This window comes from Lysinibacillus sp. G4S2, assembly GCF_030348505.1.
Lineage (GTDB): Bacteria > Bacillota > Bacilli > Bacillales_A > Planococcaceae > Lysinibacillus.
In genome coordinates this window covers 4,772,344-4,792,518 of record NZ_JAUCFJ010000002.1, presented here as the reverse complement: position 1 = coordinate 4,792,518, position 20,175 = coordinate 4,772,344, and the positions used below count along the sequence as shown (strand labels likewise).

23 protein-coding genes are annotated in these 20,175 nt (G+C 34.3%); 22 read left to right on the top strand and 1 reads right to left on the bottom strand.

Features of this window, described 5'->3' with window-relative positions:
- The first annotated feature begins 15 nt into the window (after positions 1–15).
- From QUF91_RS24565 to QUF91_RS24480, 19 genes are all read left to right on the top strand, one after another.
- Complete coding sequence (locus QUF91_RS24565; protein WP_289419692.1) at positions 16–894, top strand: hypothetical protein; 879 nt, start codon at positions 16–18, stop codon at positions 892–894.
- A gap of 458 nt (positions 895–1,352) precedes the next feature.
- On the top strand, positions 1,353–1,733 hold the full coding sequence (locus QUF91_RS24560) for an IS30 family transposase (RefSeq protein ID WP_289419691.1): 381 nt from the start codon (positions 1,353–1,355) through the stop codon (positions 1,731–1,733).
- A 230-nt stretch (positions 1,734–1,963) separates the two neighbouring features.
- A complete protein-coding gene (locus tag QUF91_RS24555; RefSeq protein ID WP_353957878.1) occupies positions 1,964–2,353 on the top strand; it encodes a GH-E family nuclease in 390 nt (129 codons plus the stop codon).
- 5 nt (positions 2,354–2,358) lie between these two features.
- Positions 2,359–3,105, top strand: coding sequence for a hypothetical protein (locus QUF91_RS24550; RefSeq protein ID WP_289419690.1), 747 nt, complete (start codon positions 2,359–2,361; stop codon positions 3,103–3,105).
- Between the two features lie 75 nt (positions 3,106–3,180).
- Positions 3,181–3,360, top strand: a complete 180-nt coding sequence (locus tag QUF91_RS28220) for an imm11 family protein (protein WP_353957877.1) — start codon at positions 3,181–3,183, stop codon at positions 3,358–3,360.
- Between the two features lie 291 nt (positions 3,361–3,651).
- Positions 3,652–3,846, top strand: coding sequence for a hypothetical protein (locus QUF91_RS24545; RefSeq protein WP_289419689.1), 195 nt, complete (start codon positions 3,652–3,654; stop codon positions 3,844–3,846).
- Between the two features lie 150 nt (positions 3,847–3,996).
- Positions 3,997–4,422, top strand: a complete 426-nt coding sequence (locus QUF91_RS24540; protein WP_289419688.1) for a hypothetical protein — start codon at positions 3,997–3,999, stop codon at positions 4,420–4,422.
- A 108-nt stretch (positions 4,423–4,530) separates the two neighbouring features.
- Complete coding sequence (locus QUF91_RS24535) at positions 4,531–5,847, top strand: IS1380 family transposase (protein WP_289419687.1); 1,317 nt, start codon at positions 4,531–4,533, stop codon at positions 5,845–5,847.
- 184 nt (positions 5,848–6,031) lie between these two features.
- Positions 6,032–6,301 carry a hypothetical protein gene (locus QUF91_RS24530; RefSeq protein ID WP_289419686.1) on the top strand — a complete coding sequence of 90 codons (270 nt, stop codon included), beginning with the start codon at positions 6,032–6,034 and terminating at the stop codon, positions 6,299–6,301.
- 722 nt (positions 6,302–7,023) lie between these two features.
- The gene (locus QUF91_RS24525; protein WP_289419685.1) at positions 7,024–7,482 is read left to right on the top strand and encodes a hypothetical protein; all 459 of its coding nucleotides are present in this window, start codon (positions 7,024–7,026) and stop codon (positions 7,480–7,482) included.
- A gap of 129 nt (positions 7,483–7,611) precedes the next feature.
- A complete protein-coding gene (locus QUF91_RS24520) occupies positions 7,612–8,145 on the top strand; it encodes a hypothetical protein (RefSeq protein WP_289419684.1) in 534 nt (177 codons plus the stop codon).
- Between the two features lie 317 nt (positions 8,146–8,462).
- Positions 8,463–9,035 carry an imm11 family protein gene (locus tag QUF91_RS24515; protein WP_289419683.1) on the top strand — a complete coding sequence of 191 codons (573 nt, stop codon included), beginning with the start codon at positions 8,463–8,465 and terminating at the stop codon, positions 9,033–9,035.
- Positions 9,036–10,190: 1,155 nt separating this feature from the next.
- The gene (locus QUF91_RS24510) at positions 10,191–10,598 is read left to right on the top strand and encodes an Imm12 family immunity protein (protein ID WP_289419682.1); all 408 of its coding nucleotides are present in this window, start codon (positions 10,191–10,193) and stop codon (positions 10,596–10,598) included.
- 193 nt (positions 10,599–10,791) lie between these two features.
- Complete coding sequence (locus QUF91_RS24505) at positions 10,792–11,355, top strand: leucine-rich repeat domain-containing protein (protein ID WP_289419681.1); 564 nt, start codon at positions 10,792–10,794, stop codon at positions 11,353–11,355.
- A gap of 591 nt (positions 11,356–11,946) precedes the next feature.
- Positions 11,947–12,828 carry a leucine-rich repeat domain-containing protein gene (locus QUF91_RS24500; RefSeq protein ID WP_289419680.1) on the top strand — a complete coding sequence of 294 codons (882 nt, stop codon included), beginning with the start codon at positions 11,947–11,949 and terminating at the stop codon, positions 12,826–12,828.
- A 116-nt stretch (positions 12,829–12,944) separates the two neighbouring features.
- Positions 12,945–13,250, top strand: a complete 306-nt coding sequence (locus QUF91_RS24495) for a hypothetical protein (RefSeq protein ID WP_289419679.1) — start codon at positions 12,945–12,947, stop codon at positions 13,248–13,250.
- Between the two features lie 470 nt (positions 13,251–13,720).
- Entirely contained in the window at positions 13,721–14,158 is a 438-nt protein-coding gene (locus QUF91_RS24490) for an SMI1/KNR4 family protein (RefSeq protein WP_289419678.1), read from the top strand.
- 759 nt (positions 14,159–14,917) lie between these two features.
- Positions 14,918–16,180 carry a group II intron reverse transcriptase/maturase gene (ltrA, locus tag QUF91_RS24485; RefSeq protein ID WP_289419677.1) on the top strand — a complete coding sequence of 421 codons (1,263 nt, stop codon included), beginning with the start codon at positions 14,918–14,920 and terminating at the stop codon, positions 16,178–16,180.
- Between the two features lie 201 nt (positions 16,181–16,381).
- Positions 16,382–17,596 carry an MFS transporter gene (locus QUF91_RS24480; RefSeq protein ID WP_289419676.1) on the top strand — a complete coding sequence of 405 codons (1,215 nt, stop codon included), beginning with the start codon at positions 16,382–16,384 and terminating at the stop codon, positions 17,594–17,596.
- 53 nt (positions 17,597–17,649) lie between these two features.
- Here QUF91_RS24480 and QUF91_RS24475 read toward each other — a convergent pair whose 3' ends face one another.
- The gene (locus QUF91_RS24475; RefSeq protein ID WP_285399819.1) at positions 17,650–17,847 is read right to left on the bottom strand and encodes an alpha/beta-type small acid-soluble spore protein; all 198 of its coding nucleotides are present in this window, start codon (positions 17,845–17,847) and stop codon (positions 17,650–17,652) included.
- A 185-nt stretch (positions 17,848–18,032) separates the two neighbouring features.
- Between QUF91_RS24475 and QUF91_RS24470 the strand changes: the two genes are divergently transcribed.
- From QUF91_RS24470 to QUF91_RS24460, 3 genes are all read left to right on the top strand, one after another.
- Positions 18,033–18,527: a YehS family protein gene (locus tag QUF91_RS24470; RefSeq protein ID WP_289419675.1), complete on the top strand. Its 495-nt coding sequence runs from the start codon at positions 18,033–18,035 to the stop codon at positions 18,525–18,527.
- A 294-nt stretch (positions 18,528–18,821) separates the two neighbouring features.
- A complete protein-coding gene (locus tag QUF91_RS24465; protein ID WP_285399816.1) occupies positions 18,822–19,019 on the top strand; it encodes a hypothetical protein in 198 nt (65 codons plus the stop codon).
- Positions 19,020–19,245: 226 nt separating this feature from the next.
- The gene (locus tag QUF91_RS24460) at positions 19,246–19,926 is read left to right on the top strand and encodes a hypothetical protein (protein ID WP_285399815.1); all 681 of its coding nucleotides are present in this window, start codon (positions 19,246–19,248) and stop codon (positions 19,924–19,926) included.
- Positions 19,927–20,175 lie beyond the last annotated feature (249 nt).

The window sequence follows — 20,175 nt, the reverse complement described above, 5'->3', positions numbered from 1 at the left end:
TAAAAAGGAGAAATTATGTTAACTGAAGAACAGATCTTTTTGAATATTTATGAAAGGAAATGTTATGACCGCCTTTATAAATACTACAAGTACAGTTTAGATGGCAAAGAATCATTTCAGAAAGAAGACATGGAGATGTATTCTATTAATGGACTTTCTTTATTCGGTCAAGATGAAATATTAGACTTGAGTAAGTTGAGTTCATTGTGTGGAGTAAAGGCAATTGCACTAAATAGGCATCTTTATACTTCTGTTGATACTCTTTCAAAGTTTAGAGAGCTTGAATATTTCCAAGTATTAAATTTATGTGACAATGTAATTCCGTTTAATAATTTTGAAAGGCTATGGTGTGCAGAAATAAATTACGATAAAAAGACTTGTAATTTGATTTTTGATAATTTGGGACTAGAGTACCTTACTCTTCATAATTATAAAGAAAAACATCATAATGATTTATCGAAATTAAAAAATATAAAAAGACTTAATCTTAACCAATTCAAGTTAGAGAATCTAGAGTTTATATCTCAATTGCGAAAAATAGACTTTCTTGGTATTTCCTACAATAGTAATTTAACTACAATAAAAGATTTAGATAAAACTAATCTAAAGGGTCTTAGTATCGTAAATTGTAAAAAAATAATTGATTGGGAAATTATATCAGGCTTAAAAGAAATAGAGGAAATTTATCTAGCAGATTGCGGTGAGATTGAATCGGTATCATTTCTAAACGAACTTCCAAATCTTAAAACATTGATGATCACAGGTAATACGACAATTAAGGATGGATTATTGAAAGGTATTATTGAAAAACCAGGCATTGAAAAGGCTAATATAACATTAAAAAAACATTATGATATAACTGATGATCATTTAAATAAATTCAAATTTATTTAGTATTCAAGTTTTACACAATTAAGTAGTTTTAATTCAATAACTAGAATTATGAATAATTAAGGTCGAACATAAGAAGAAAACAAATAACAGCTGGTGGCTAGGGTCGTGACCATATACTTGCTTTGGGAGAGTAGCATAAATCCTTTGAATACTGGATGATATTGCTGCTCTTTCTTTTTTTTTGTAACTGTGAGTTTGCACTGATACAATTCTCCCTTAAACTAAGGAATATATATGACGACGATTATAAATCGTGATTTTTTAAGTATAAAGGCGCCACCTTTTCATTTAAAATTAGATATAAAATAAAAAAACTTTTAATTGGGGTAAAAGTTCGGAACTTTGGTTTAACCAAAATTAGAGAAATAAATGATAAAGAGAGTTTGTTTTCAAAATGGACGGTAAGGATGCGGATTCTGTGAACTATGCGATTGAAACCATTCTAAAGAATTTTGGGGGTGATCGGTAGAAAAGACAAAGAAGATGATGTTTTATTAACACTGATCGAACGGAAAACGCGTCAGTTAGCACCTAAACTATTCAAATCCATTACAGCAGATAACGGGAGTGAGTTTTCAGACCTTGCAGAAAAATGCCAAGAGTTGATGGGGATTTACTTCACACACCCCTACTCATCATGGGAGCGAGGAACAAATGAAAACCACAATAGAATGATTCGTAGATGGTTACCAAAAGGAACGTCCATAGAGGACTATAGTAGATCTTACATCCAATCTGTAGAAGATAAAATGAACCACTTGCCACGACGAATACATGGATTCAAAACACCGCATGAGATGTTTGAGGAAGAATTAAAGAGATTAAGAGAATCAGCGTAAGAAGACGTGAATCAACCAACTCTTACCCTAGGGTTAATGGGAGTTTATTGTCTATCGGTCTTTCCGCCAATTTAACAGGAACCTGGCTCCACTTCAAGGGGCAAGCCCTTTCCGTTACGCCAGAACCCTGTTTTAACCAATTGGCAGACCGACAGACAATAAACATGAAGGTGAAAAGGAACAGAAAATATACGGACATGAGATGTATTTAAAAAAGTGTCTAACTTGATATTGCAATTTACCGCTTAAGAAAAATCAGAAAAACAGAATATCCAAAAACTAATCGTAAGTGTATACGTGATAAGGTATATGATAATCATACTGATGCTCATGGAAATATAATTGATCCTGAGACGGGTAGTATTATACCTAAGGATCAAGTAACTATCGAACATATAGAGATGGTAGTAGATCATTGGAATACTAAAGGGTTTGATATGAGTAGAAAAGAACGATTTGATTGGTACAATAATATAAAAAATTTAACAGTAAAACCACGCAGTGTAAATAGTAGCGAAGGTGCTGCAAGTGGTAAAACATATAGACAAGATACAGGTCCGAATTACTCAAATAATAAAAGAAGTAGAAAGAAAAATTTAACAAAATGTGACAGGAGATGATTGAAATGTTATTAGATGACCTACGGGAATATTGTGAAATAAGTAATATCAAAGGTATGGAAGATTGGTATTTCTATTCTAACAAAACGCCTGCTTTTATTTTTTCACATTATTTAAATTTCTCATTGTTAGAAGGATATATAATAAAAGTCTCAATAAGAGGGGAAATGGAGGTAAAAGTGATTTATGAATTTTTAATGTCCATTGAAAAATTCATAAATACTGATTGTACAAATAGAATAGTTAAGATAGAAAATATTGCATACAAGGAAACTGAGTTTAACGCAATGTTATTTATACCTTCGCAGTATCATACTAGTTTTTCAACTTTTAGTGACAAACTTTATCAAAAAACTATAGATGTATTTCCGATATATGGTTGTGAGTTTAGTGGAGATGAATCTCCTGATATTGTAAAATTATTGCGACAAGACATTGTTTCAACTGTAAATTGGAAACGGGAAATTTCCCCAAAAATAAAACTTCGTTATAAGAATAGTAAAACAAAAAGTGAAACAATTGGTAAAAAATTATATTTAGAAAAATGGAGTATTCTTTTACATGAACTCAATAATTTACAAGGGTGTACAGATTCATCTTCTTTTATTGAAGTTGAAAATTACAAGAATGAATATATTCATATTTCAATATTAAATTCTAATGTAATGGTTATTAGAAATAAGAAAGAAATATTGTTACAAGGAGAGTTTGAGGAGATAAAAAGATACGTCAATAATTTTATTTTTAATTAATAATTAATTGTCTAAGAGTCACTACGTAACGAATGTGGTGACAGCAATTAATTTTGATGGTTTAGATATGCAAGAATCTCTTGCAATGTTACGAGCGAAAACATCAGATTTAATTTAGAAAAAATAGAAAATGAAACTTTATTTAGAGACTCTAAAATTACTTCGAAATATTTTTGTACACAAAACTTCAAAGATTTTATTGAAAAAAACAGAATTAATGGATTGAAGTTCAAAGAGGTAGGAACAGCTACGTGAAAATCTAGAATGTAATCAATGAATATCATTGGAATCATGTAGTACCACAAATACGAACTATGTTTTGCTAGATGTTAGAGATTGTTTGGTTATGCGTCAAAACATAAATAATGAAGCATATTAATATGCTTCTGTAGCATGAAACGGCTACATGATATTTTTAAGCTAATAATTTTGTTGTATGTGCCCTTTTTGTCCGTTGTAATAGAGGGGCTTTTTAATGTGCCTGACATGTGCAATAAAACGCTCCATTTTTGGGATTCAATATACAAAATTTGATGGGAATGTTAGATGCCAACTGAGTATGAACGAAGTCTGGCAGGATTGGTTCAGAGAATTCAACTACCTGGTGATCGTTGGACAACGTATCAGCACGATGGTCTAGGACATGTCATTCGAACTGATTATTTTGATGACACTTGGGAAACTTTTAGCTATGACAAAAATGGTTCGTTAATTGAGACTGAAAATGAGCATGTGGCGTAAAGCTAAAAAATACAAAGAGGAAATTTTTAATAGGTTGGATGGAAAGAATAAAAAAGAGTTTAAAAAGGAACTGAACAAGATAAAGAAAGAACTGTACAAAGGAAGGACATGGGAAACAATAACAACTAAAAAATTAGGGAAGTGTACAAGATGATAGAAAAAGATTACGAGATGATTGTAAGAATTTTCGAAGAATACGAATCCTTATATAAAGTGTTACTTAATAAAGTTGAAGATATAGGAAATGAAACAGTTCTTTGGAGCAATTCATATCTCGAATTATATCCATATCAATATGAATTAAATCAATTACCAAAGCCGAAAATATATAAAAATGAGCCGAAATGTAAGGAAGGAATTATTGTGAATAGGCTAAAAAACAATGAACTGTATTTTTCTTATCATGCTGAAAATAAGGGCTGGGGAAGTTCTTTCATTATAAATGAAGTTGAAAAGAAAATTTGTCTTAGATTTCTAAATAACGATGATGACGAAATGGTTTTAAGTCAAGTTTATTGTATAATATATGAACCTAGATTATTCACCAACCAACACAGAATCCCAGTGAAAAGCTGACTTGTCGGCTTTTCACTGGGATTCTCTTTTTCACTTAAAAGATGAAAAAAGAATCCATTTCTGTTAAGGTTATTGCGACTAAACAAACACCAAGAAAGGATTCTTATGATGACTACTTTATCGCAAATTCCCTTACATTTCAAACGTTCTATCAAATTATCTAATGATGGAGGTGAGCTTTCTTCGGATACTGGCCATCTTGTCTTTCGTGAATTTGACGAAAAAATCGGTTTCTCTCAAACCATTGCCAAACATTTACAGCTGAAAGATGAACGCACGTATTGCATTCACCAAAATGAGCAGTTGCTTCGCCAAAAAATCTACCAATTGGTCGCTGGTTATCACGAAGACGATGCAGCGGACCAGTTGACACATGACCCGGTATTTACGCAAGTGCTTGGTACGCCAGCACTCGCTTCTCAACCATCATTATCGCGCTTTTTTAAACGGTTTGATTCACAAGCACTCGATCAACTCCAGGCGGCGAATCAAGAACTACTCGATCGTGTTCATTATGCTCGACAATCGAAGGCACTGATTTTGGATTTAGATTCTACATATGCAGATACATTCGGGAATCAAGAAAAATCTGCTTACAATGGTCATTATCGAATAGTTGGTTTTCATCCACTTCTAGCCTTTGATGGGCTGACAGGTGATTTTTTGAAAGCCCAATTACGCCCTGGTCATGTGTATACATCAAATGGTGTCGTAGATTTTTTACGTCCCATGCTTGAGCACTATAACGAAACCTTTCCGGAAACCTCTGCGCTTGTACGTGGGGACAGCGGCTTTGCGGTACCAGATCTTTACGAACTATGTGAAAAGGAATCCGTTTACTGCATCATTCGTTTAAAGACCAATGCTCAACTAAAGGCGCTCGCTGAAGAACTGCACCCTACACATGAAATTCGTGATGTATCCGTGACCGAGCGCTATATCGATGAATCTATTTATCAAGCGTCTTCTTGGGCCACACCACGAAGAATCGTTATTCAATCGATTCGCCCAGCTGGTGAACTGTTCTTTTCTCATGCTTTTTTTGTGACGAATCTGAGTAAAACTTTCTCGCCACAAGCCATTGTCGAATCTTATCAACAACGAGGTACGATGGAAAATTTCATTAAAGAAGCGAAGAACGGTTTTGGTTTCGATCAGATGAAAAGTCATGATTTCGTTGTTAACGAAGCACGCATGATGTTAAGTCTGCTTACCTATAATTTTACAAACTGGCTCCGTACACTGAGTTTCCCAAATCGCTACAAGGGTATTCAAATCCAAACAATTCGCACGCGCCTCATTAAAGTGGCAAGTAAACTAGTGAAATCTGGACGCTCAATGTACTTTAAATTGTCTTCTAGCTTCGTGTATGCACACTTCTTTTGGGACGTACTGACCCGGGTGCAACAATTAGAAATCAAATAACCTTTTTTAAAAAATCGACATCGCACCAAGGGAGGAGTCTGCCCAAAAAACGAATTTCTTTCCATTTACTTTCTATTTCTTCTTTCCTGAAGCATAGATTCACAAAAAAACGAGACTACTATAAAAAAACTCATGAAAATCCACAAACTTTAAATAGCTATGAATAATTCAGGATGAAGGATTTGTGATAGAAAAAATATTATTCTACACAAGGGACGATGATATGGACGAAGAAACGTTTATGGTTGACAGATATTCATATAATGATAATTCGACTGTTCATACTATTATTAGAGACGGTTTCTTTGAAGAAAAAATAAAAATTTTACCCACAAGGACATTTAGATTTGAGTATGTAAATGGAGATGTACTTATTTACTCGAAACAATTGAAAAAAAATCTAAAAGTTGTTGAAGATCTATTGTATACCTCTAGAAAGTCCAAAAAAAATTAAACAGCGATATCAGGGACTGGTAATGCGAAACTTAAATAGGAGAATTAAGATTAGAGTGTAGGGAATTCTAATTAGCGGATGAAGTACGATGTGACAGGAAAACTGTTCGTCATCAAGCGAAAAGTAACTATACACTACTAAAAAGTAAATGTAAGGGGATTAAATTTCGAAAGAGGAAGCAAAAGATATACTACATCTAATTGTTTTAAATGATGTTGACATGAAACAATTAGTCAAATTAACAATACATGTATGAGCTCTAAAATTTATCATTCGAAGTATAACTGCTGAGGTATTTTTATTTGATGCCAAAACTAGTTGGAAAATTTGCAAAACATGTGTAAAGAAGGTGCTCTAAAGCGCTTTTTTTACATGTGTTTTTTTGTGAAAAAACTTACTTCACTAGTTATATATATCATCATCAGAACCCCGAAACTTTTGTTTTGTTACATGGTAAAATTCTATGGGAACATAGTTGGACAGTGTATCAACACGATATGCTTTGTAATATTGAAGCCTCCTGAGAAACATTTGGCTATAAAAATGGGTTGTTAGTGGAGACTGAAAATGAGCATGTGACTGTAAAGTTGGAGCTAGAAATGTTAATAATGCTACTGTAAAACATTTAGAAAATCTAAAAATACGGGGTTATGAACAATGGAAAGGACATTTACCACCAGAAAATAAATGTCGCCATTAAATTTGAAAGGGGATGATATAATATGCATTTTAACATTGTAACTGATACGGCGGGTTCAAAGGTTGGAGAATTGGCAAGTGAGTTACGTAACTATATAAAACCTAAAATTCATAGTACGTATGCCAATGTAGATGTTACTATTCTAGTAGGTTTTCGTTGTTTACCAGAATCTTATAAGAGAAGATCTTTTATTAGATATACAAAAAAAGATAAGTGTTTGGCTATTGATATTGCAGTTAAAGTAGAAGAATATGAAAAAATGTATAAAGTAGAACAAAGGTATTATTTGGGGAATCTATTTTTAGAGTTTCTAAACAGGGCGTTAGAAAAACACAACTTTGAAGGGCTTGAAAAAGAGATGTTCATCAGTGACATTAAAATGTGGGCAAGAGAAATCCCTTTGAAAATGGATAATGGTTCAACTAAATTGTGTAATTGGTTTAATGAAGAGATTGATTGGTCTGTAGATCTTGATAAATAAAGATAGTTTTATGTTGGCTTAACATTTTCGCAAAGAATCTAAATTAAAATCAAGGCGATCAATTTGACTTTTTACACCGTAGTGTCGATGATGTCGAGAATTTTAATAAAATGGAAGGGTGGATTTTAATTGTTTGCTCAATGCATTCCTTTTGATGATCAAGTGAGAGGTAGAATAGGTGGTAATCCTCCAAAATTGATTGAAGAACAAATACCTGATGATTACAGGTTTTATGCAACTCTAGTTCATCCAGGTAAGGAGGAAGTTATGCTTTCTATTATTATTCATAAGAATTTTGATACTTTATTGAAAAAAAATATTTATCCTTCAATTGAAGTAAGAGTTATAGAGCATAAATACTCCGAAATTGGAGGCAATACTAATAAAAGTATTTTAGATTTAGGTATGAACTCAATAAGCGATTATTCGGATAACCAAGGGAATAATTTTTTGTTTATTAAAGTTTTGGGAGAACCACGTCTTATTCAACCTAAAAGTTATTATTATAAAGAATTGGAAAATAATAATTATTCCTTTTTTCTGCAAATAGAGGAGGAAGGCTATAGTGATAAAATGGATTATGTGTTTATGTACGGTGCATTATATCTATATAGGCATAATGAAACAGGAGAGGTCATTGCTGGTTTCTGGCAATGCTCTTGAACAACCTAGCTATTAGAGTGTAAAATGCGCACCTGCCGGTTACTTTATTTAAATGCGATTGTGCAGATTGAGTAAAGTAACCCTTTTTTTTATTGATTTTGATGTGATTTTTGGCAAAGACCCTTGTATTTTCTTCAGGAGAAATAGCTGAAAACATCCATTTTACATGAGCGATGGAGTTCTTGATCAGTCCATAAGTAAAACGTTTTGAATCTATCTGTATAAATTACCCATTTGGATTAGGTGGAATTCCAGAAAGTGGTTGTAATTATATGAATATGCCTAAATTAGATGGATTAAAGGGGAGGGGTATGATTATGTATTATAAATTATCATGTTTTTATAAAAGAGATGTTTTCTTCTTTTATAGCGACGAGAATAGATATGATAGACGAGAATTGGAGAAAGGAAATCGATGTCAAGTAGATGGAGGTCTAACATACATTGTGGATAAATTTGACACTTATCTATCTACATATGATATTTTGCCAACTGTAGGTCCACCTTTAGTAAGTGCGAAATTTAAAGAAATAATTGAACGACATTGTGAAAATGATTGTGTCTTTATTCCAGTTGAAATAAAATCAACAAAAACAAAAGAACAAAATAATGATTTTTTTGCAATGATTGTTTCAAACTCCGTAGTTTGTCTTAATAAAGAAAAATCCGAGTATAAACCATCAATAAAATCATTACCTGATGGTCCGATTAGTATTAACTATGTTGTATATATTCCTGATTCTCTCGGTGTGCATCATATTGTCAGAATGGAAGAATCTAAGCATTTGATTGTTGTGGATGAAGTTTTTGTGAATTTGTGTAAAGAAAATAGTATTAATGGAGTAACTTTTATTAAAGAGGGCAGTTTGCAACGTCCAGAGTATTTATAGATATAATAAAGGAAAAATAAAAAATATTAACAGGCGTGTTGATTAGGGAAAAATAGGTTTATTATTGGGCGATAAAAGGATTTTTTTGTTGCTATAATGCCAATTAATTTCCATTTCAACTGATTGTAGCGTAGGCCTACTCGAGTGCTCCTGCCGCTTTGCTTTCGTTGCAGTGCAAAGCTTCCCGTGGGAAAGCGAGACAGACGAGACCCTGCACGAAGCGAATGTTTTCTGTGCGAAAGCGTAGCGACAGCAACAACAAAGCAGAGGAAGCGGCTCGATGCTCGCACGCAGGAAAGTGAGTAGCCCGTAGTGGAAACCAGAGCCTTCTAATTAATTTTAATGGATAAAAATGGTTAACGAACACATCTGATATGAAATAAAGAAAAGTACTGCACTAAGATTTCGAAACATATGTAAAGAAGACGTTACAAGGTCTTACTTTACATATGTTTTTTGTGTCGATTATTACAGAAGGTGGAACAAATAAAATTGTTACCGCATTTACTTCAAAATAACTAACGATGAAAGAAGAAAGTAAGATGATAAATGAATATAAAGTTTATTGGTGCCCATTGTGTGATCAAGGCTGGGTCATAATTGTAAAAGATATTCAAACATCAAATCTGTATTTGTGTTGTAAAGAATGTGAGTCTGAATGGATAAGTCCATATGAAATAACTCTGGAACAATGTTTGCCATTTAATACATATGCAAAATATGATTTTCCAACTGAAGATGAGGTGGTTAGTTATGGCTGGACTGAATTTATCAAAACCTAAAGGTGTAAGGAAAATCTACGTATGAAGAGGTACAAACCCCTTTTTTACGTTGGTTTTTAAGTCAGGGACTGCTTTTTCTGTCTATGTGATGGTGGTTATACAGGAGAAAAATTTGCTACTAGTGTAAAGGATAATAAGGGTTTGGTCAGCAGAGCTTGATATTTATGGACGAGTAGTGGAGTTCAATGGTGAGCAGGATTTCATTCCGTTTAGGTACCAGGGGCAGTAAGCTGATAAAGAAATAGGGCTATACTATAATCTATTTAGGCATTGTTATCCAATAAAGGGAATGTATACTCAGATTGATCCGAATTTCAAAATAGACCCGTTTGGACTGAATGATCTATATCATAGCGGTAGAGGAGAGTTTTTGATGGATATATATATAACAGTGGCAAATGGTGGAGTTTCTAATATTCGATTAACAGTTTATAAATATAAAGATTTAATAAAGGAAAAATTCTTAAATGAAAATTATGGGAATGATATAACAGAGATTTCTTATTTTTTATTTATTAATGGAGATGTGACTAGATATTACGAAAGAAGTGGGGTCTATAAACTTAGTTATAAACCAAAGAAAAAGTGTATGGATCTCCATATTTGTATGGATGAAACTGGTTGGAGTGATGATGAAGATGGAAATGAAGTGATATTCAAAAATGCTTTAATGAAACTTTTAATATATAGTTCGGAGTCCATAAAAGAAAAAAGCATCGCTAAGAAATTAGATTTTAATAAAGATTTGTTTAACCAAACGCTAAAAAGTTGTTTTGAATAATTTTCTTTCGCAAGCGAGGAACTATGCTGAGCACATGAAATTTAAATTCGACACTATGAGCCATGGAGATGGGTTTAAAAAAATGTCAGTGAGAGGATGCTCATGATGAGAAAATATAGTTAAAATGACAGTGTAATTGAAATAGATCCAAGGTATTTAGAAGAAGGAGTCCGTGTTGCAGAAGAAGAGCAGTTTGAATATTAATATTAGTGCATTTGTTGATGATGTTGATTTTAAGTGTGATTTAGATCTTGCACCTTTAAAGGATAAGAAATTTATTAAAAATCTGGCGATTGACAACAATTTTAAATTAAAAAGTGTTGCCAATATTGAAGCTCTTTACTCTTTGGTGAATATGATTGATTTTAGTGTATCTTTGCAAATCCCTATTGATTTTTCTCGATTAAAACAACTAGAAAAACTATATCTCTTTAATAGTTGTTATGAAAACTTAGAACCACTTATTAATTTAAAAAGGCTTTATATTTTTGGATATTCAAAACAAAATTGTCATGAGTTACGCACATTAAAAGAGTTGGTTTATCTACGACTGAGCAGGTCTAAGAAACTGGAATCACTTGAAGGTGTTGAAGAATTAGAAAACCTTGAAACTTGCTGGTTGGCTAAAAACAATTACCTATCTGATGCAAATAGTATATCTCAATTAAGTAGTTTAAAGTGGTTACATGTAGAAGGTTGCAAAAACCTAACGGATTATTCATTCTTGGAAGATAATGGCTCCGTAAAAAATTGTTAATTTCAGATCTGATCTCTTTGGAGTTTGTAAGAACCATGAGAGTATTGGAGACCATAAACTTTTGGAACTGTAAATCAGGGGACTTAACGCCATTACTAGAATGTCCGACATTAAAAGAGGTTTCTTTTCATCCAGAGAAGAGGCATTACTCTCATAAAAGAGACACTATAAACAATCTCCTGAAAAACAAGAACTGAACAAAAAAGATTTTTAACATGTATTAAATACTCACCCTAAAAGAGTAGCAAAATCCTTTGAAATTTGTATTATATTGCTACTCTTTGCTTTTTAATCATGATGCGATTGCATTTTTTTCTTAAGTTAAAACAGGTTGATCCAGGTCTTAAGAGGCTGTATCAACATCTAATCAAAGGAAAACTAGATCCAGTTGTTTTAGATAAAGTTGGCTTTATCCATGATCCTAATGCCCTAACTTGTAAAGAATTATTTAAACTAGAGGATGATATAATCGAGATGTTCGATGATCCTGAATAAATGGAACTTTCAAATGCTATCAACAGTCCAGGTAAAAAAATGAACTTAAAAATCCAATAGTAATAGGAAAAAATAAGAGACCTCAGGAGTGATATAGTGGGAAATCTGATAAATGTGGAAACAAACTTTGGTAAATATCAAATTTACGTTCAAAGATCGCCTTTAATGGATCCTGATATAAAGGAAAAAATCGAAAATAAAGAATTAGATGGACTTGCTATTCGGGTTAATGATAGGTCCTTATCAGATGTTGAATTTTTAAAGCAACTACCGAATTTAGAATATTTAGATTTGGGAAGGGCTAACATTAGTGATTTAAGCTCTATTGAAGCTTTAAATGAATTAAAGTATCTAAGCTTTAAGGGAAGTATTGAAGAAAAATTAGATTTATCTACGTTATCAAAACTTCAAGATTTACTTGTTTTATATGATAAAAAGATTCTAAATATTTTCGCTTGTACAAATTTAAAACGATTAGTTATTCATCACTATAAAAATAAAAACAATAATGCTGAAGAGTTTAAAGCTTTAAAAAGGCTGGAAATCTTAGAAATATGGTCATCACCTATTCGAAATATCGATGGCTTAAAAGGGTTAAGGTCTTTAAAAAAAGTTGAATTACGATATCTACAAAAATTAGAATCAATTAATGGAATTGAGAATAACTCTTCTATTGAAGAGTTATGGATTCAAAATTGTAAAAAGGTTAATGATTGGAAGGTTCTTGGCACATTATCAAATTTGAAAGTTTTAACTATAGAAGCATGTGGAAATATACCATCATTAAATTTTTTAGATAAGCTAGAATCACTAGAATCTATTAGATTAGTTTCAAACACATTTATAGAAGATGGAAAATTGTCATGGTTGATTGACAAGCATAGTATGAAATATTTCCATACACCAATAGAAAATCACTATGATATTAGCCTTGAAACCCTTAGCAAATTTAATGATTTTGGGACCAATGTCATCTAGAGTTTTGCGAAACATTATCATAAATGCTCTTGATAGTTTCGGATGTTGTGATTAATTAAGTTGATATCAAATTGGAGAGCTACCACAATATCAATTAAATAAAAGGGGAATTTTATATGGATAATAAAAACCAGTTAAATAAGGCATTGCGATTACTAGATGTTGGAGATTTTAATGAGGCTGTTGAAATTTTAAAAAAGATCTATATTTGCGCAGTCGAAGAAAATGATACTATTTATTCTGTTAAAAGTTCTTGCATTTTAGGAGAATATTTTTTATCTGATAATAAATTAGAGGATGGAGTAATGTATTTAGAAAAAGCATTATCGCTAAAAGGAATAGATGACGATTTCGATGATCTTTTAAACTATGAATTAGATCATGCAAAAGAATTATTAGAAGAAGCAAGAGGAGATAAATGAAAGGGAAATCAACAAGTGGAAAAGAAAAAGAATGTTTACAATTATCTAAGTATTCTAATCTTTAAAATGAACTGTACACTGTCAGGTGGATATTGGAAATAAAAAAACGTTATGCGGCTTGAACCTTGAACTCTAAATGGCTCAGGCCGTAGATCTTTCAAAAGGCTTGTCAGCTAAAAAAAACAGGCAGTGGAATGACTGTGCATGGTCATGTGTCTTGGGGGTTTAAGAAATAAGGGTTCACAGTTTATTTCTACAACTACAGACCCAAAGGCAATTGAAAATACCGTAGCTCAGGACAAAGATTGGTCTCGTTTGATACTGATGATGTAGTACCCGACTCTCATGGAAATAAAAAGATATTAGATCAGGTGTGTTGATTAACCGTTTTTCTACATTCGAAGAGGCTGATTTCCGCTACGGGCTACTCGCTTTCGGAGGGTAAATAAAAAAGGAGTTAAAGAAGAAAAATGAAAGAAGAACTGATGAAAAGAATAGAATGTTTTCTTGAAAAACATCCTGAATTAAAAGGAATACCTGCCACACCTAAAGAGATTGCGAAAGCAGAGGAAGAACTTCAAATAAAGCTAGATGATGATTATAAAGAATTTATTAAGCGATTTGGAGGCTCTTATGCAGGGATAGCAATTCATGCATTTTCTAATGGTTCATCCATGGGTAATGAAACTATTATTAATTTGACGAATTGGTGCAGAGAATCATTTAAGGGAGATGAGTTTTCTCCTGAAATTAACAGAAGCTTAATTTTTTCTGATGATGGTTCAGGTAATCCAATATCAATAAATACTAACAGAGAAGTCGTAATATATTACCACGACTCAGGAGATAAAGAAGTATTGTCGAAATATTTCGAAGATTTCAATGAGGAGAATTTTGCTGAATGGTAATTTATGAATTACTCCCAACCAGTTAAATTAAATTAAGCATGAAACGGCTATTGACATCACCAGTTCTATTTTGCTAGTATGTATCACGAAATAAATTTCCTTTAATACGGTCCAGAGAGGCTGAAAAGGGCTACGTGATATTTTTAAGCTAATAATATCTTTGCTTTGGTATGCCCTTTTTGTCCTCTGTGACAGAAGGGCTTTTTATGTGCGCCCGGCATGCGTATGAACTATAGGGTGCAAGTCCCGAACCCCGAAGACAGAAGTAGAGGTTAGCCAAGAGCAAGGGTGTCCGTGGCGACGCGGAATCTGAAGGAAGCTGGAGGCAAAACACCGGTCCGAGGAACACGAATCTCATATAAGGCTAGGTATGATTGGATGAGTGTGCATAACAACACAAAGTCCTTTCTGTCGAAGGTCATATCGAGTAAATGAGGCGGATAGATGGTGTGAAAGTGCATGCGCTTACCCGGGGAGGTCTGATGGAAACGCAAAGTACACTTTGTAACCTACTTAGCGATAGGTAGCTGAACCATCAGAAGTCAGCAGAGGTCATAGTACCATTCACTTCTAGAATGAATGGGAAGGACCGAACAATTCGGAGAGAATAGCCCTTGGCATGCAGTTTTCTATGGTAAACACAGAAAATCCAGAAGGACCGACTTAATGGAGGTAATGGTGAATCCCATGAGGGACATTGAGCGGGTGCAGTAGAAACTGTTATAAGAAGACAAGCTATTCACGGAGGAGTCGAACGAGATGCTAATGAATCAAATATTATCACGGGAGAATCTGCTTCTCGCACTCAAACGGGTGGAACGAAACAAAGGGAGTCATGGAGTAGACAAAATGCCCGTAAAATTCCTACGACAGCATGTAGTCGAAAACTGGCTAACGATTAAGAAGCAAATTCTTGAGGGAACCTACCAACCACAACCAGTTCGCAGAATCGAAATCCCGAAACCTGACGGCGGTGTGCGACTATTAGGAATCCCAACCGTGACAGACCGACTCATTCAACAGGCGATTGCCCAAGTGCTATCCAACCTATATGACCCGAACTTCTCGAATCATAGTTACGGATTTCGACCAAAACGAAGTGCTCACGATGCAATCCGAGAAGCCAAAGGTCATATAAAAGAAGGATACCGCTGGGTAGTAGATATGGACTTAGAGAAATTCTTCGACAAAGTAAACCATGACCGTCTAATGAGTACATTAGCGAAGAAAATTTCTGATAAACCTCTACTCAAGCTGATTCGTAGATACTTACAATCGGGTGTCATGATAAATGGTGTCGTTTATGATACAGATGAAGGAACACCCCAAGGGGGCCCACTGAGTCCACTTCTCTCAAATATTGTGCTGGATGAATTAGACAAAGAATTAGAGAAACGTGGTCATAAATTTGTCCGTTACGCCGATGACTGCAATATTTATGTGAAAACAAAACGAGCAGGAGAACGAGTGATGGCAAGTATCAAAACCTTTATTGAGAAGACGCTACGATTGAAAATAAATGAGAAGAAATCCGCAGTGGCTCGTCCTTGGCAACGTAAATTCCTAGGATTTAGCTTTACCTCCCGCAAAGAACCACAAGTTCGAATTGCGAAAGAGAGCATAAAGCGAATGAAGAACAAAATTCGGGAATTAACAGCTAGAAAGAAGCCACTTCCAATGGAGTACCGAATTCAACAATTGAATCAATACTTAATTGGGTGGTGTGGCTACTTTGCATTAGCGGATACGAAATCAATATTTGAATCACTGGATGGATGGATTAGAAGAAGACTTCGTATGTGTTTATGGAAGAATTGGAAAAAGCCTCGTACGAAAGTGCGCAACCTAATTCGCTTAGGAGTTCCAGACTGGAAGGCTTACGAATGGGGCAATACTCGCAAGAGTTACTGGCGTATCTCGAAAAGTCCAATATTACACAGAACCCTTGGTAACTCTTATTGGAGTAACCAAGGGCTCAAAAGTCTGCAAGCTCGTTATGAAATCTTGCGTTATTCACCTTAATTGAACCGCCGTATACGGATCCGTACGTACGGTGGTTGGAGAGGTCGGGAGTTAATCACTCCCTCCTACTCGATTTTGCTTTTACCTCTTTTAAACGGAGTCCCGTGAGGCTTCAAAAGAGAATGGAAAAGAATTGTGTAATCCATTCCCTCAAATAGGCTAAAAGAGATTTTTATCAACGAAAACTGGAGGATTGTAAGAATGGATTATCGTAAGAAAACAGTGGTAGCTTCAGTAGCTGGCTTAACATTGGAAGGAATGGACATTATGTTTATCTCCTTTGCGATGACAATGATTATTTCGGAATTTAACATTGATTTCGCAACGGGTGGGCTCATTTCTTCTGTAACGAATATTGGTATGCTGTTGGGCGGCATCATTTTCGGGATTTTAGCGGATAAGTATGGGCGAGTAAAAATATTTACTTATACCATCTTATTGTTTGCAATTGGTACAGCTTTAACTGGATTAGCAACAAATATTGAACAAATTTATATTTATAGATTTATCGCGGGTCTTGGTGCAGGTGGCGAATACGGCATTGGTATGGCACTTGTTGCGGAGGCTTGGCCGAAGAATAAGCAAGGAAGAGCTTCTTCATATGTTAGTGTAGGTGCTCAATACGGAGTTATTTTAGCAGCATTACTAAGTGCCGTTATACTTCCGACTTTAGGGTGGAGAGCTTTATTCTTTGTTGGTGTGGTACCTGTTATTTTCGCATTTATTGTGCGAAAAAATCTTGAGGAATCACCAGAGTGGCTGGCTGCTCAGAAAAATAAAAAAATCGATAAGCAACATGAAAAAGGTAAGTTGGCGCAACTATTTGAAACGCCTCGAACATCGATGACGACAATGTCATTAATCGTTATGGCAACTGTTCAAATTGCTGGTTACAATGGCTTAATGATTTGGTTGCCATCTATGTTGCAAAAATCTCAAGGTCTATCTGTTTCAAGCTCGGCTCTTTGGACAATTAGTACAGCAGTTGGCATGATTATTGGGATGCTAACATTTGGACGATTTATGGACCGATTTGGTGCAAAGCGAGCTTTCGGTATCTTTTTACTTGCCTCTGCATGTGCTGTGTTTTTATATTCCTATGCCACAGGAAGTGTCGCAATTTTAATAGGTGGTGCGATTGTCGGCTTCTTCTCAAATGGCATGTTCGCGGGGTATGGAGCATTAATTAGTAGCTTCTATCCGGTGCAAATTCGAAGTACCGCTACAAACACAATTTTTAACTTCGGTAGAGCAATAGGAGGATTTTCACCAATCTTTGTCGGCTATATTCTTCAAAGTTATGATATGACGGTCGTAATGATTTACTTAGCTGCCTTATATTGCATTTCCTTCATGGTGATGCTGACTTTAAAAAAGGGCTCAAACGGGGCTTTACAACCTGGTGAAATAAAATAATGAAAACACGAAAGAACGAATTCCAGTCAAAAGGGATTCGTTCTTTTCTTTTTTTATAATAAACCTTTTGAACGTTTTTCAGCCATTTCTACGAGGCGTTTTGTAATTTCTCCTCCAACTGAACCGTTTGCGCGAGAAGAAGCTTCTGGCCCTAACTGTACGTTAAATTCTTGTGCGATTTCATATTTCAATTGATCAACAGCTTCTTGTACACCGGGCACTTGAAGTTTATTTGAGCTACGATTAGCCATTTTTCTCACCTCCTTGTGATTAGAATGGTCGAGAGTTTACTTTTAATACATTTAAAAAGAAGGAAATGCGCAGTCTAAATACTATAGGAATTTCAGAAAGCTAGCTGAAAAAGTATTGCTCTCTGTTATAATTAAGCCTGGCATTTTATATTTACGCTTTATTAATACATAAAGGAGGTTTTTAAATGACGAATAATGATATATTAATTCGTTTGCGATATGCGCTTGATATTAAAAATAAGGACATGGTTGAAATTTTTAAGCTAGGAGGCATGGATTTTTCGAAGGAAGAAGTATTGAACATGCTTATTAAAATTAATGATGAGGAAGAAGCACCTGAAGAATACATCAAATGTAATAATAAAATGATAGAGGCTTTTTTAAATGGGTTTATTACATTTAAACGAGGACCACAAAAGCCTAAGCCTGGTGAGCCTGTAGGACCACTACCTGTTTCAGGCAAAGAAAGCCCTAATAATATGCTGTTAAAGAAAGTGAAAATTGCGCTAGCCTTAACGAGTGAAGAGATGTTAGATCTTTTATATGATGGAGGCGTTAACGTTTCGAAAGGCGAATTAGGTGCCATTTTAAGAAATCCAAGTCATCGTAACTATAAAGAATGTGGCGATCGTTTTGTGAGAAATTTTTTAAGAGGGCTGACATATAAATATAGAGAATGAAATGGATTAATACTAAAATGAAGAAGCTTGAGGTTTGAGGCGCCGTTCTTATTGAGTAGTCAAGTGAATTTTTAGTGAAGAGCCAATGTGTTAATGATTAACAAAGCAGCTGCATTTTGTGGCTGCTTTGTTTGTTACGTTAATATCTTTATTGTGATAAAAAATTCTGTAAAAAGCATACTTTTTCTTAGTTGAATCTAGTTGACATTTTGTGACGGAATTGTGTACAATGAAATTGACATAAAGTTGTCACAAAGATGGAAAATAAATGTTCACGAACAGAGGGGTGCTTTTATGTTTGGTTTAGACATTTTATTAGTTGCTATTGCATGTGTTACGATCCCACTTGTTGTTGCTTCAGTTATGTTAGACATTTTTTATGCAGAAAAGAAACAAGTTCGTTTTTCATTACGCCGTACATCAATGTGGTATTTGAGTATGTTTTCTATATCATTTATACCGGCAGCCTTAGTTTTGACACTAAATGGATAAGTATCTTTAATATGAATAATCATTTAGGGGTAATTGATTATTTAAAATTATAGTAGCAGCTACAACGTTTAAAATTGCGTTGTAGCTGCTTTTTTATTTGTTAGAGCGTACGAAGATTTGATATAGAAAACATAAATTAAGAATGAAAAGTTAATCGTTAGAATAAAATTTCTACTAATATGGATGCAATTTTTCTATCGATTATCTTTTTGAGGGTGGGATATGGATGAAAACCTTTTTCCTTTTATTTCTAGGGACAATCTATTTATTACTTGCAAATGCAGTCGAAACAGCTATATTTAGTAGGGTTTATTTCTTAATTGGTTTAGGGCTAGTAATAGTAGGAGTTATTCGGTATGTGAAAGAACGATCTATTTATATTAGCTGGTTGAATGAAATGCAGGATGCTAGTGAGGAGGAGCTAATGGCTATTCCTCATACACATTGCATCATATCAGATGATTGTTTAAGTGCTTTATTATTAAATGAGCCTACAAATACACTTTTCCTTGCAAGTAGAGAAGATTTAGAAGAGGAATTAATTAAAAAGGAAATCCCATTTAATAAAATATATGAAGTTGCTATAGTAGAGGACGAAATGTATATTGCAAGAACTAGTAATAATTATATAAGTAGTTCACTACTTGGTGAAAATCCGGATATAGAAGAGGAATTAGATGAAGAGGACTCTGAGGATAACAAGGTGTCTCAATTGACGTTGAAAATTGTAGCTGATAACTTATCTGATCCTATTTTAGAATATGTTTTTATGGACTGTGAGCCTATATCAAGGGAAGAGGACGAGTATCAAGAGGCGCTAGAGTTATGTGAGGAATGGTTTCAGAAGATTAGTGTTATTATTAAACGCTATGAGCTTGAACGGGTACCAATTAGACATTGGCAATAAGATTTTCTTAAAGTAGAAAGCGATCTCGAACGTAATGCGAGATCGCTTTTTTTAGGAGAGATTACAAAAGTGATCAGGTCTCACCCAAAACCGCTCGGGTAAACTAAAAAAATGATCAGGCTTCGCCCGAAACCGCTCGGGTGAACCAAGAAAGTGATCAGGTATCACCCAGAACCGCTCGGGTAAGCCGAGAAAGTGATCGGGTATCACCCAAAACCGCTCGGGTAAGCCAAGAAAGTGATCGGGTAT